The sequence below is a fragment of the Fodinibius roseus genome (genome assembly GCF_900129315.1).
Lineage (GTDB): Bacteria > Bacteroidota > Rhodothermia > Balneolales > Balneolaceae > Fodinibius > Fodinibius roseus.
This window is the reverse complement of record NZ_FQUS01000009.1, coordinates 14,539-27,706: the sequence shown is the minus strand read 5'-3', so window position 1 is coordinate 27,706 and position 13,168 is coordinate 14,539. Positions and strand designations below refer to the sequence as shown.

The 13,168-nt window shown below is 44.0% G+C and carries 12 protein-coding genes and 1 pseudogene; 10 read left to right on the top strand and 3 right to left on the bottom strand.

Annotation, left to right across the window (positions count from 1 at the left end):
* Nucleotides 1-231 precede the first annotated feature (231 nt).
* The gene (locus BUB16_RS09715; RefSeq protein WP_073063027.1) at nucleotides 232-534 is read left to right on the top strand and encodes a hypothetical protein; all 303 of its coding nucleotides are present in this window, start codon (nucleotides 232-234) and stop codon (nucleotides 532-534) included.
* A gap of 91 nt (nucleotides 535-625) precedes the next feature.
* On the opposite strand, the gene BUB16_RS09710 is transcribed toward BUB16_RS09715, so the two are convergent.
* Both BUB16_RS09710 and BUB16_RS09705 read right to left on the bottom strand, forming a co-directional pair.
* Entirely contained in the window at nucleotides 626-1,216 is a 591-nt protein-coding gene (locus tag BUB16_RS09710) for an exopolysaccharide biosynthesis protein (protein ID WP_073063024.1), read from the bottom strand.
* Nucleotides 1,217-1,666: 450 nt separating this feature from the next.
* Nucleotides 1,667-5,407 (bottom strand): chemotaxis protein CheB, encoded by a 3,741-nt coding sequence (locus BUB16_RS09705; protein ID WP_170864351.1) that lies wholly within the window; start codon nucleotides 5,405-5,407, stop codon nucleotides 1,667-1,669.
* A 552-nt stretch (nucleotides 5,408-5,959) separates the two neighbouring features.
* Here BUB16_RS09705 and BUB16_RS09700 point away from each other — a divergent pair.
* From BUB16_RS09700 to ligD, 9 genes and pseudogenes are all read left to right on the top strand, one after another.
* A complete protein-coding gene (locus BUB16_RS09700; RefSeq protein ID WP_073063018.1) occupies nucleotides 5,960-6,286 on the top strand; it encodes a four-helix bundle copper-binding protein in 327 nt (108 codons plus the stop codon).
* Between the two features lie 219 nt (nucleotides 6,287-6,505).
* Entirely contained in the window at nucleotides 6,506-6,670 is a 165-nt protein-coding gene (locus BUB16_RS21490; RefSeq protein ID WP_170864350.1) for a hypothetical protein, read from the top strand.
* A gap of 32 nt (nucleotides 6,671-6,702) precedes the next feature.
* Nucleotides 6,703-6,909, top strand: a complete 207-nt coding sequence (locus BUB16_RS09695; protein WP_073063015.1) for a CsbD family protein — start codon at nucleotides 6,703-6,705, stop codon at nucleotides 6,907-6,909.
* A gap of 116 nt (nucleotides 6,910-7,025) precedes the next feature.
* Entirely contained in the window at nucleotides 7,026-7,211 is a 186-nt protein-coding gene (locus BUB16_RS09690; protein ID WP_073063012.1) for a CsbD family protein, read from the top strand.
* A gap of 85 nt (nucleotides 7,212-7,296) precedes the next feature.
* Nucleotides 7,297-7,485: a CsbD family protein gene (locus BUB16_RS09685; protein WP_073063009.1), complete on the top strand. Its 189-nt coding sequence runs from the start codon at nucleotides 7,297-7,299 to the stop codon at nucleotides 7,483-7,485.
* Nucleotides 7,486-7,929: 444 nt separating this feature from the next.
* On the top strand, nucleotides 7,930-8,532 hold the full coding sequence (locus BUB16_RS09680; RefSeq protein WP_073063006.1) for a DNA polymerase ligase N-terminal domain-containing protein: 603 nt from the start codon (nucleotides 7,930-7,932) through the stop codon (nucleotides 8,530-8,532).
* Nucleotides 8,525-8,686 (top strand): hypothetical protein, encoded by a 162-nt coding sequence (locus BUB16_RS21485; protein WP_170864349.1) that lies wholly within the window; start codon nucleotides 8,525-8,527, stop codon nucleotides 8,684-8,686. Before BUB16_RS09680 ends, BUB16_RS21485 begins: the two co-directional genes overlap by 8 nt.
* A gap of 11 nt (nucleotides 8,687-8,697) precedes the next feature.
* A pseudogene (locus tag BUB16_RS09675) lies at nucleotides 8,698-8,835 on the top strand (ATP dependent DNA ligase); the annotation flags it as partial.
* 5 nt (nucleotides 8,836-8,840) lie between these two features.
* Nucleotides 8,841-9,743: a non-homologous end-joining DNA ligase gene (ligD, locus tag BUB16_RS09670; RefSeq protein ID WP_073063003.1), complete on the top strand. Its 903-nt coding sequence runs from the start codon at nucleotides 8,841-8,843 to the stop codon at nucleotides 9,741-9,743.
* Nucleotides 9,744-9,961: 218 nt separating this feature from the next.
* On the opposite strand, the gene BUB16_RS09665 is transcribed toward ligD, so the two are convergent.
* Nucleotides 9,962-12,868: a response regulator gene (locus BUB16_RS09665; RefSeq protein ID WP_170864348.1), complete on the bottom strand. Its 2,907-nt coding sequence runs from the start codon at nucleotides 12,866-12,868 to the stop codon at nucleotides 9,962-9,964.
* Between the last annotated feature and the right edge of the window lie 300 nt (nucleotides 12,869-13,168).

The following is a 13,168-nucleotide window of genomic DNA, read 5'->3' as shown; positions in this document are numbered from 1 at the left end:
AATATAGCAAAACCAGCCACAAGAAGATCCAAAAAGCCACTATTCCAATAGATTCATTATTTATGGAAACTATAAATATAATAGATGTAGCTAATGTGACTCCTTCGGAACCAAACTTGTTTTAAGTATTTTTTCAAAAAAACTGTAACTCTTTTTACAACAATGACTTATTTAAATTATTGAGAGTATATCATAAGTAATTTTAAAGTTTAACTCAGCATGAAAAGGAACATGAAAAAGAAAAATTATATAAAGCGCTTCAGAATACCTGGTATCATACTTTTTATCAGTATTTACCTGGCAGCGGTATGTCAAAATAATGGCGCTAACAAAGCAGAACGCGAAAGACTGCAACAGCAACAGGAGCAGCAACGGGAATTGATTGAAGAACGTAAAGACACCACCTATCGAGAAAGCCCGATCTTTGAGGCTGCTCTTCAAGCATCCAACCAGGCGAAAGAGGATACGGAGGGTAACGGTTCCGTTACCTTAACCTTAGAGGGCGACAGTATCCATATAGAGGGACAGTTTTAGGGGTTAAGCTCCGAGTATACGGATTCCTATATCCACCAGGCATTGCAAAGCGAGAGAGTACAACAGCTGGATCCGGTCACATTCTTTAAAATCAAATGAAATGATATAGGGCCAAACCAAAAGTACCTGCCGAAAATATAAAGGCGATCAGTGCCATAAGTCCGTCTTTCGTTATCAGTGACAATCCAAAAGCGGTGAGAGCCGCGCCGGCAACATTGGCACTGAAGGGTATGACTTCCATGGCGGGCATAACAGCAGCAATACAGATACATACCACCGCAATTATGTAGACTGCGGTCCCCTGTATAAATAATGTGAGGCGGGTGCGTAACCAGCGATCCAGAAACCGGGCGGGTTTGCGCATCCATTGAATACCCCTGAATATTTTATCTTTATGTATAGATTGCTCAAGCAGCCACCGCGGTAGCCAAATATGTTGCTCCCGCAACAGTAACTGTCCCGCTGCCAGCAATACAAATACACCCATAATGGCAGGGACTCCCGGTATATCCCCTATAATGGGGGCGAGCGTAACCAGGCCGGCTAACAGCAATAAGGGACCGAATGAACGGTGCCCCACGGTATCCAGAATTTCATTCAGTGAAACTTGCTCTTTGTCGTTCTTCGCCGCTTTCTCAATTTGATCTAACAGTTCAATGATAGTTGAGGGTTTTTTATTCATAAATAGCTCATGTTTTCTTGCCATTCCCACTTAATAGCAAAACCTGCTGTTCCTCATAGGCCAGCAAACGGCCTGATGTACAAACGATGCTATTGTTAGCGTGTTTGGCTCGTCAACGGTATGAAGGCAGAAACAGGCCGGTATGAAATCTGACGGCAAAGTACATATAGTAATTAAACAGCTCAAAAGACTTTAAGCATTCATATGTAAGTGTTATGCAAGATAACCGAAGAACAGCGAAAGACGAGGAAGCGTAGGAAGAATTCATAAATGACGGGTTCAGAGAAAAAGAGAAGGAAGAAAATAGCGCCCCCACAAAGCTTAAGCTGGAGGAATGGCCGCTTCAGGATTTACAGCAAAAAGGCAGGAAGAAAAAGACAATTACGAAAAATTGGACAGAAAAGAATTGCTTGAAAAGCTCCAGCAACGCAGATAACGTATATATTCCTATCAGCGCTCATTATCGGTCTCATTCAAACACTCTAAAGGCAGTTTACAGAGTACACGGGTACCTGAGTGATCCGCCTCGGCAATCTCTTCCCTGTTAAACGAACCCCCTATTATTTCAATCCGGTGCCGCATGATATTAGTGCCGCTCCCACCGTCACCATCGCTTTTTGCTTTTGATAAGCCGATGCCGTCATCCGTAATTTGCAGTTTCAACTGGTCCTTCTCCCTTAAAACCTTTATCTCCACGTTGTCTGCCTCACCATGGATAGCTGCATTTTTTACCGCTTCCTGGATAATATGATAAAGATTTGTTGCCACTTTTTTATCATTTATACTCTCGATAATATCCCCGGTTTCCAGACTGCAGCTCACGCCATGCGTTTTCCTGAGCTGCCGAACCAGCAGCCTGAGGGCCCGCTTTACTCCGCCTTCCTCTATATCAATGGGGATGATTTCATGGGTCAGATTCCTGATGCTGCCGATACCTTCGTCGATATTTTCCAATATGGAATCTATCTCTGCGGACAAGTTGAGATCACTATCCGCTATTTCGGCTCCGATTCTGCTGGCGGTAATTTTAATTGATGCCAGAGTCTGAGCCAGGTTGTCATGCAGATAGCCTCCCAGGTTCCAGCGCTCCGCGATATTGGTTTGCAGTATTTCTTTTTGATACTCATTACAACGCTGTACTTCCTCTTTGAGACGTTTATTTGCTTCTTCCAGCGATTGTTTATTCTTTGATCGTTCGCTGGACATGCCAATGATATTCGAGGCAATCTGTACAAAATTAAGCTCATCCCTCGAGAAGGTGCGCTTGTTTTTGAAGTAAATGCCCAATACTCCGCAAACTTCATCGGATTCGGTCACCCTGACAGCCAAACCGCTCTGAATATCCAGATGGGCGAGCAGGGGGATTAATCTAACGCGCTGTTCATTTTGGTAGTCGGAAATCACTGTCGGGCTCTCCTTTTGAAAGGCATACCCCGCATCCCATTTCGGATCGGCTTCCATTTCTGTAATGCCCTCCTCACCCGGTTCATAGCCGGTAGCCTGAGTCAGCTTCAGGGTGTTCTCATCCGGGTGCCAGGTAAGCAGCAACGCATAATCTGCATCTAACGCCAAACAGATCTGTTGGAGAGCCCGATCTATAATAGACTCCAGATCGTCTACCCCCAGCGCATACGTCCCCATCCGCGCAAGTGATTCCTGGAGCTTCTGTTGCTGTAATTTTTCCTCAGCCTCTTTGAGCTTGGTGACATCCATAAAGGAAAGCGCCACGCCTTCAACTTTATTTTCGACAGAACGATAGGGACACAGACGCATCATATAGGTGTGGTTATTGACGCTGGTCACCAGTTTTTCTATCTCTTCCCTGGTGTTGTACACGTATTCCAGATCTTCCCCAAGCTTATTATAATTGAGCTGGTGAGTTACGTGTTTGATTGGACGGCCTGTATCGCTGGGTATTAGATTGAAAACATCGAATGCGCTTTCCGTAAACCGTTGAACCCGAAACTCATCGTCCACAAAAAGGATTACCACTTCTGCAACTTTCATCAGGTTTTTCAGATCATTATTGGCCTGTCTTAGTTTTTCGACCTTGCTTTCCAGCTCACGGTTCACAGATTTAAGTTCATTCTGGCTCGTCTCCAGTTCCTCAGTGGCAGAGTGAAGCTCTTCGTTCATTGACTGTAACTCTTCGTTCGATGACCTCAGTTCTTCGTTGGCGGTTTCATATTCTTCCACTGTCCGGTGAAGCCGCTCTCTATTGTCTCGCAACTCCTTTTCCAATCGCTCTATGACTTCAACTTCCTCTTCTGCTATTTCCGGGGAGTCAACAACATCGCTGTCAGTGTTAAGATCTTCGGCAGGTTTTAATTCTTTAAAGACAACATGTATAAAACGATCCGGAAATTCAGAGCTGTCGAAACGGTGTACTATTATCTCAATGCTCCTGCGTTCCTCTTCCGGCCCAAAAGCGGTTGTTTTTCGCTTGGTAGCGTTATTGCCGTGTTCTAATTCGTATAAAAGAGCTCTTACCACTTCCCGCAATTCGGGGATAATCATATCCAGGATATTTGCACTCGGTTCCCCGCCTCCATACTCAAGGTACTTCTGGATCCCCTCGGTGGCATGAATTACCTCATATACATCATTGACAATCACACTCTGGGGAGCATACAACCGCATCAGCAAATTCTGATGAAATTCTTTGATGCTCTTTTTTTTCTGCGGAAATTTACTTCGGGATCGCTGCACTCTGTGACGGTTCTTTTGGTACTTTAAAGGCAACTTCGGTACATTTGCCTGCGAGTCCGGGGACACGGGTTTCCGGTATATCCTATGCTTTTTATCTACCACGTCAAACAGTCCCGCAGCTTTGAGATCGGAGTCAGACTGCCCTAAAAAAAGAACACCGCCGGGACGCAATACATAATTAAACAGGTTGAATACCTCCGTCTGAATTTCTCGCTTGAGATAAATTAACAAGTTGCGGCAGGCCAACAGGTCGAGGTTTGAAAATGGTGGATCGGTAAGCAAATCCTGGTGTGCGAACAGAACCATGTCAGTAATCACTGGTCGCAGCTGATATTTGTGTTCTGTTTTTACAAAATAGCGATCGAGCAGTGAGTCCGGTACATCGACCTCGATGGATTCCGGATATACGCCCCCGCGGCCATACATCAAGGCGTCCCTGTTAATATCTGAGGCAAAAATCCGAATTTCCGGGGCATGCTCGCTCTGCCGCACATATTCCTGCAACAAAATAGCTATCGAGTAGGCTTCCTCACCCGTTGCGCATCCGGGGACCCACACACGGACCTGGTCTTCCGGGCCTTTTTCCTCAAACAGGCCTGGAATCACATTTTCCTTAAGATTTTCGAAGACCTCAGCGTCCCGGAAAAATCTTGTCACGCTGATTAACAGATCCCCGAATAGATTTTCTATCTCCTTTGGTTGTTCATCCAGGTAATCAACATATTCCTCAAACGTAAAACAGTTGGTGAGATGCATACGCCGTTCGATACGGCGCAGGAGAGTAGCTTGTTTATAATAACTGAAGTCGTGACCGATTGCAGATCTGAGCTTTTTATAAATCACCTGGAGCCCATCTTTCCGCTCCTCTTTTCGCAGGAAATCAGTTCTGGATAAGCTTTCCTTGTAAGCCAGCAGCTTTTCTGGAATTTCCTTTACGGGCAGTACTAAATCAACCACGCCCGTGTCGATTGCGCTCTGCGGCATTGCGCTGAAAGAGGCTTCGCCGGGTTTCTGGGCTATCGTTAATCCCCCCTGCTCCCTTATTTTCTTGATGCCCACGGCCCCGTCCGATCCGCTCCCGGACAGGATAATACCGGCCGATTTTTTTCCTTTTGATCCGGCCAGCGAACGAAACAGCAGGTCTACGGTCGCATGCCCCTTTCTTTCCCGGTCCGGCTCAGACAATTCGAGGTAACCTTCCTCAACTGTTAGTATTTTATCTGGAGAAATAACATACACATGATCCGGCTTTATTTTCTCATGCCTGTTTACTTCTGAGACATGCAGCGAGGTGTGTGCCTGCAACAAATCCGCAATATTACTTTCGCGATCCGGAGAAAGATGCATGACGACAATAAAAGCTATCCCGGTCTCCCCCGGGAGACTTTGAAAGAATTGCTTTAGCGCCTCCAATCCTCCGGCAGAAGCACCTAATCCTACGGTTAAGAGCTCATCAGTACTCTCATTACGTTTAGATTCCATAATAAAACCTCTCTCATCCATTTAAAACAGAGTAGAAATATCCCCATATTATTTCATAAATAAAAGAGCAACATTATAAATGACCTTCGGCAGACGGACTGCGTATATGCTATCTATAAGTTTTAGTACCCGCATAACAGGATGTTTCATTAAATCATTAAAAAATAGAGAGAGGTCCGCCGATGTCTTTAAACAGACTCCCTTGCTGGCGGTGAGAAAAGAAAATTATTGAGATTGCCTCGTCTCTACAGAGAGACACCCCGCCTTCTCCACTGGCCACTGTTCTTGCATACATAGTGTCTATTTTTAAAACGGTTGCATAGTACAACCTCCGGCTCAGTCTCCGGCAAGCACTGAAATATCGGCATTTATAATCTAATGCAATTGCAGAATATCCGGGCAATTCTCTAAAACCCACTGTAGCAAAACTCATTACAGGAATATCACAGGATATTCTATTTAGGTCAATATCGAGCTTCAGTACTATTTAACAGGCGAAAGAAAGTAGCATTAGTTAAGAATACAGACTCTATTTAATCGGAAATAACTGTTATGGATGATAGAAATAATTTACTTATTGAATCTCTTCAGAAATGTATAACCGCGTGTGAAAACTGTGCAGACGCCTGTCTGGATGAAGATAATCTCTCTGAAATGGTCGATTGTATAAGAATAGACCGGGACTGCGCTGATATCTGTGCAACGACGCTCTGCCTGGTCGTCAGGGATTCCGATTACATGCAACCCATTATTGAACTCTGCGAGCAAATTTGCGCCGATTGTGCTGAGGAGTGCGAGAAGCATGATCATGACCATTGCCGGCAGTGCGCCCGGGCGTGCCGCAAATGCGAAGAGCAATGCCGTAAATATTTGAATTAACTCTTACAGCTGCTATGGAACAGCTCAAAGATCTTGAAAGCTTGTTTGTTCTTCAGCTTATGGTACGTCTCTTCACTCTCACAAATGCTCAAGCACGATGACCGGCTCACACAGTCTCTGAATGAAGAAAAAAATGCAGACCAATACTCAACACCATTGCCGAAGAAGCGTAAATCCGCAGGCACACTCAAATAGCTAAAATAAAATCAGGAAGATCCTATGGACGATAATCAGGCAAAAGACAAGGACAAAAAAGCAAAAAACAATAGCGATAACCAGGTTGCCCCCGATATGACCTCAGAGGAATTGATCGAAAGCATAAGAGGAAAAATACAGCGGGTGTTGGTGGAAAAAGCCAGCAATCCGGATTATTCAAAGAAATAAAATAAACCGAAAACAGCCCAAAACTATACACCATGAAACCCAACAAAACGACCACAGACAATCTGAATATCAATGGAAACTGGCATCAAAAAAGAGACCGCTTAAAACAAAAGTTTTCGGTCTTGACGGATGATGACCTAAGCTATGCGGAGGGCGAGGAAGAGGAACTCGTTGGACGGATTCAGCAGCGACTGAACGTGCCAAGGGAAATTGCCCAAAAAATAATTCGCTACGTATGATTTAAAAGCACACACACATCCAGAAATCCCAACCTCAGGACTGCTCAGCTTTTAAAAAAATACGCGCATTTTTTGGTTACTGGATTATAAAAGATTGATAAACTAAATAAAATAGTATGAATAAGTTAAACTTGTACCAAAACTGGAAAGAAAAGAAAAAGAAACTCCAAACCAGGTATGAAGAATTAACGGACGACGATCTTACCTATGTGATAGGCGAAGAAGACGAGTTGATTGATCGTATTCACCGGCGACTGGGTACTTCCCGGGAAGAGACACGGAATATGCTTCGAAAAATTTGATGCAACATATAATAAACAGCTCCAGGAGCTCTTAGGGTCAGGACATCACCACAGGGAAAATAATAACGTATAAAATGTGACACTCATGAATAGATCAACAAAGAATCCAAAACCATGGACCAAGAAAAAGGAAATACTTAAAAAACAGTATTCCTCTCTCTCTGATGATGATCTCATCTATGAACAAGGAGAGGAAGAAAAGTTGATCGGCCGAATACAGCGGAAGCTGGGAAAATCCAAACAAGAGGTAAAACGGCTCATCAAAAGACTGTAGCCATAGGGGTTTACAGGAATCCATGACGCCGTTAACGAACATACACTTTCTCAAACCTTCCCGTATATCTGATACGACATATGATATAAGAGAGAGGGAGCCCCGGTATCTCCATCGGTTCCAGCTGATGCCGGGGCTTTACTTTTTTCATACAGAACTTATTATACTGAATATATTACGGGGACAATTTACTTGGCATGCCCTTTCTTTAAATGAAATGACTGGTAGAGACTGATTTCCCCTCGCTAATCCGAGTAATATAGTGATTACTCATTATATCACCCTTGATATGAAAAAAATAACCTCTAAAAAGCTGATGTAACAAATTTCACCACAGCTAAACCATGTGAACAGCTATATGCTTTCAGCCATCTTTTAGCAATTATAATGGAAGATGTCAATCGGTAGCAAACTCAAACTTTACCTTAATTCAAGGTTATCGCCATGAGCAAGGACCAATCGTATGAAGAAAAAAGAAATATGGATGAAACGCCGGAGCCTTCTTCCCCGGGGAGAGACAAATCTTCGGGTAACGGACCGATATTTGTGATTCACAAGCATGATGCCAGCAATTTGCACTACGATTTTCGCCTTGAGATTGAAGGGGTTTTAAAGTCCTGGGTCCTTCCCAAGGGTCCCTCCACCGATCCTTCCCAGAAACGGCTGGCTATTCCCACCGAAGATCATCCCATGGATTATGCTGATTTTGAAGGAGTGATTCCCGAAGGTCAGTATGGTGCCGGCACGGTAATGGTATGGGACAGAGGCACCTACCGAAACATTCATATGGAGGACGATCACACGGTACCCATGAATGAGAGTTATAAAACCGGAAACATTGGAGTTGAGCTGGAGGGAGAAAAAATCAAGGGGGGATATGCCCTCTTCAAACCCAGCAGTAACAATATGGACGGCAACTGGCTGCTAATCAAGATGGATGATGAGAAGGCGGATGCGCGGCGCAACCCTACCAGCACGGAAAATAAGTCTGTTAAAACGGGACGCACCATGCAGCAAATTCGCAATGACAATAAAGAAGATGAATAAACTCTTAGAAAAATTGCCTGATAATCAACAGGAAAAAATACGTGCTGCTTCTTTCCCCGAATGGAAAAAACCTATGCTGGCGACACTTACCGAAGATTATTTTGATGATGAAGGCTGGAACGAAAAACAAATCCTTATAAACAGGATGATATAAAAGATACGGATGTCCATTGGGTGACGCCAAAGCTGGTAGCCGAGGTGGGATTTACCGAATGGACTAATGATAATAGGTTGCGTCATCCCCGCTTTTTGGGGCTGCGCCCGGATAAAGAACCAACGGATGTACAAAAAGAAAAAAACTGACAGTTATGCAATACGGTCCATATAGCATCGATATTAAAAAGCGAGGCAAAGTATTCTTTCCTGAAAATAATATAACCAAAGGCGATTTAATCGATTACTACGATAAAATTGCAGATTACCTTCTGCCCTTTCTGAGAGACCGCCCTCTTACCCTCAGTCGCTTTCCCGATGGTATTAACGAAGACGGATTTTACCAAAAAGAAGCGCCGGACTATTTTCCCGACTGGATTGAGTCTATAGAAGTCACGAAAAAAGAAGGAGGGGAAATTCAACAAGTCATTTGCAACAATAAAGCCACGCTGATCTATTTGGTTAACCAGGGGACCATCAGCTTTCATCCCTGGTTAAGCACCACAACAGACCTCAATAGGCCGAATAAGCTGGTATTTGATCTCGATCCGCCTCAAGGTAATTTTGATTTGGTTCTCGAAGGAGCAAAATTCCTGCGATCTCTTCTGGAAAAGCAGCTCGGGTTAAACGCTTTTGTGATGACAACAGGCTCAGAGGGACTGCATGTGCTCTGTCCTCTTCGGGTGAAAAAAGGATTTGATGAAATTCGCTCATTCGCCAGAGATGTGGCCGAATATATGGCTCGGGAACAACCTGACACTTTTACCGTGGCAACGCGTAAGAAAAAGCGAGAGGGACGGTTATTTGTTGATTATTTACGTAATGCGTACGGACAGACTTCCATCTCTCCTTTTTCGCTAAGAACTCTGGAGGGAGCTCCTGTGGCCACACCGCTGGACTGGGGAGAACTCGACAGGGACAATTTAACCTCTCAGTCCTATCATATTAAAAATACTTTCCGGCGACTATCCCAAAAAGACGACAGCTGGGATTATTTTCAACAAAAGGCAAAAGGCCTTGGCAAGAGTATGGATAAGTTAAAAACGATGTTGAAATAAGTTACGATTCGATACTCATACCCTAACTAAACTGTCAGATTTCATCGTGACTACTTCACCTAACTTCATTTTAGTTTTAACATAGGACTATTTGATCAGCTTTAATGCTTTATAATGACAAGCAACCATAATTACCGACTTAAACTTTTTCCTGAATATGGGCCTGAATGTTTGAAGGAGTATATATCTATCCGCTTCCCTTCTTATTTCTCCCTACCTTAGACAACTTTCCGTATGGTTGCACATAAAGACTCAAAAGCCTCTGTTTTGGTCAGGTACGAAGAGGCTCCGGCATTTTTCATATCCCTCGCCACCTCTTCATTGTCATAAAGTGATAATCCAATGACAGCTATATCCGGACTTGCAACAGCAATTTTCTGGGTGGCTTCGATACCATCCATATCGGGGAGGTTTACATCCATGACGATCACATCCGGAGCATGTTGTGTTGCTAATGCTACGGCCTCCCCGCCTCCTGATGCTTCTGCTACTATGGTGAGATCCTTCTGCTCTTCAATCAGTTTTCTAAGTCCTTTCCGCATCATTTCGTGATCATCAACCAGAAGCACTTTTATTTTTTTCCATAATTCCTTTTGAGCACCTGCTTTGGCCGGACCGGTACTTACCTCTTTAGCCTTATCACCTGTAGCTGCAAATTTAAATTCTTCTTTTAAAGGAGCATAGAGCGTAGCGGTCGTGCCCTCTCCCGGTGTGGAGATAATCTTAAGCCTCCCTCCCAGCCAATTCATTCGTTCCCGGATATTAAAAAGGCCAAAGCCTCCTTCTTCCGTAGGGGTTGGATTCTCCTCCTCCATGCGAAATCCCCGGCCTTCATCTTCCACAGTAACCTGAATCTCCTTCTCATGGTAGGATGTAATTACACGGGCTTCATTTACACCGGCATGCTTAATAACATTAAAAAATAATTCTCGTACACAGCGGCGAAGGGTAGTTCGGACTTCTTCGCTGAGTGGTCTCGGATCATCTCCTATTTCAAGGTTCACCTCCAGCCCGTGTTTCTCCATCTTATTGGCTACCCAGATCAAAACTTCGTTAAAATTCTCTTTATCGAGAGCCGGTGGAGGTTTTAGGTCCGACATCAATTCACGCGTATAATTAAGGGCATCGTTCAGGAGCTCTGTCAATCCTGTTATCTCATCGATCGTTTCTTCGGGCAAATGTATGGTACTCAGCGTATCAAGTCGCATTTTACCTATAGCAAGCATTTGTCCCAGATTATTATGCAACTCCGAAGCTAAACGCTGCCGCTCACGTTCTTCAGCTTTATTCAACTCCGATGCCAGTGAACGCAGTTGATTTTGATAGACTTTTAATGCTTTTGTCCGTTTTTCTACCCGTTCTTCGAGTGTTTTATTCATTCTTTGGAGTTTACGAGTAAGCCGGGCCCGTTCTACAGCTTCCCAACAATCCTGGGTAACCGCTTTTACCACTTCAACCTCCCCAGGCATCCATTCTCTTGGATTTCGCTGGTGGGCAGCCACTTTGGCTACAAATTTTCCGTCTTTATGCAAAGGGACAGCAATCAACGATTCAATCTGATTCTGCCGGTAAGCAACTTCATCCTCTGAAGTAATCCTGTCATCCTTTCTTATGTTATTAACAATAAAAGACCTGTTACTGCGCATCAAATAAAGAGCTTTCTCTCCAAAGGCAGACATCACTCCTTCACTTCCCATTTCCGGCATCCCGTTGCGGGTGTAATTCCCCATGATGAGGAGATGATTTTCATCTGCCTCTACTTCTGCATACGTACAACGATCGACGTTAAGGTGCTTGCCAAGCAGTTCGACCGTTGTTTCCATAATCTTGTCCGGGTCGCCGACTTTCTGCAATTTATTACCCAACCTGGTAAGAAATCGCTCCCGCAGCTCGGCAATTTTTCGCTCTGTAATGTTCTTTGTCACCCCAACGATACGGGTGTATTCGCCGCTTGCATCAGCTACAGTCGCACCGGCAGAGTATACCCATATTTCTTTATCCGTTGTCGGATCAATAACTCTATATTCAATTTCAAAATCGCTTTGGTGTGCTATTACCTGCTCAAATACCTCCATTACTTCATCCTCATCCCCGGGATGTAATAAATCCCGGGCTTCAGCCAGCGACTCAGGCATAGGAAAACCAACATTATGCTCTATGTTATTGGTCCACTTGAGCGTCCCTTTACTTAAGTCAACCTCACATAAATGCATGTCGGCAGCCTTCGTAGCTAACCGCAGGTGCTTCTCGGACTCATGCAGCGCCTGTTCAGTGTCTCTGCGCTTTGAAATATTCCGGAATAGAATAGCTACTTTTTCACTTTCTGCCCCATCCAGGGGAAAGGCATATACATCATAGAAATGATCGGAGGCTTTGGCAGTCCTTTGAAAACGAATCGACTCCTGCTTTAAGGCAACATTACCGAGAATTTCATACCAGTCTTTATCAAGCTCCGGATATATTTCGCGCCTTCTTTTCCCGGTTGCGTTCTCGATACCGGACTGTTTCTCAAAAGCTGGATTGGTTTCCAAAAAAATATAGTCAACCGGCCTTTTGTGTTCATCAAACAGTATTTTGATTACGCAAAAACCTTCATCCAGCGAGTTGAAAAGTGACTGGTAACGTTCTTTCGATTTACTCAGGGCCTGTTGGCGCCTTACCTCCTCAGTCTTGTTAACACAGAAACATAAGACCCCTTTAATCTCGGTGCTGTCGTCTCGCAGGGGACTGAAATAGAGATCAATCCAGACCTGATCCGGTTGCTTATCTGATACGGATGATAATGCTACATCATGCATACGGCAGGATTCTCCCGAAAGAGCTTTTTTTACATACGGTTCAACTCTCTCGCTAATATCGGGACCATTTTTAAGAAACGGCCGCCCAAGCAGATCAGATCTTCCTCCCAACAACGGGATGCAACCGTCATTATAGACCAGACTTAGATTTTTTCCCCAGAAAATCATAGCTGGCAATTGTGTTCCCATTATTACGGTGACTACTTCCCGCAACGACGAGGGCCATTGTTCTGTGCGGCCCAGAGGAGTCTTATCCCATTTCTTTTTACGGAGGCGTATCCCCATCTCCCCCCCGTTTTCTAACCATATATGCGAGTTATCACTCATAATAAGCATCACCTGATGCTAATGACCCAAAGTTAAATACAAACGGTACTCATAATAGCTTTTGCCATGATTGTTATACATTACATGCACTGTATTCAAATACAAACCCTGCTCTTCTCACCCTCGGGGTGCTTATCAATTCTTTTCTTAAAAAAGCTACCTGTTTTGCGGGCGGCCGGATATTAACCTTCTATGACTCTACAAAAATCTGTTTATAGAAACAATAACATTTTTTATGATACATTCGTCCTTATCTACATTTCAGATCCGGTACACGCTTTGCTTGTGTTTATATTTTTT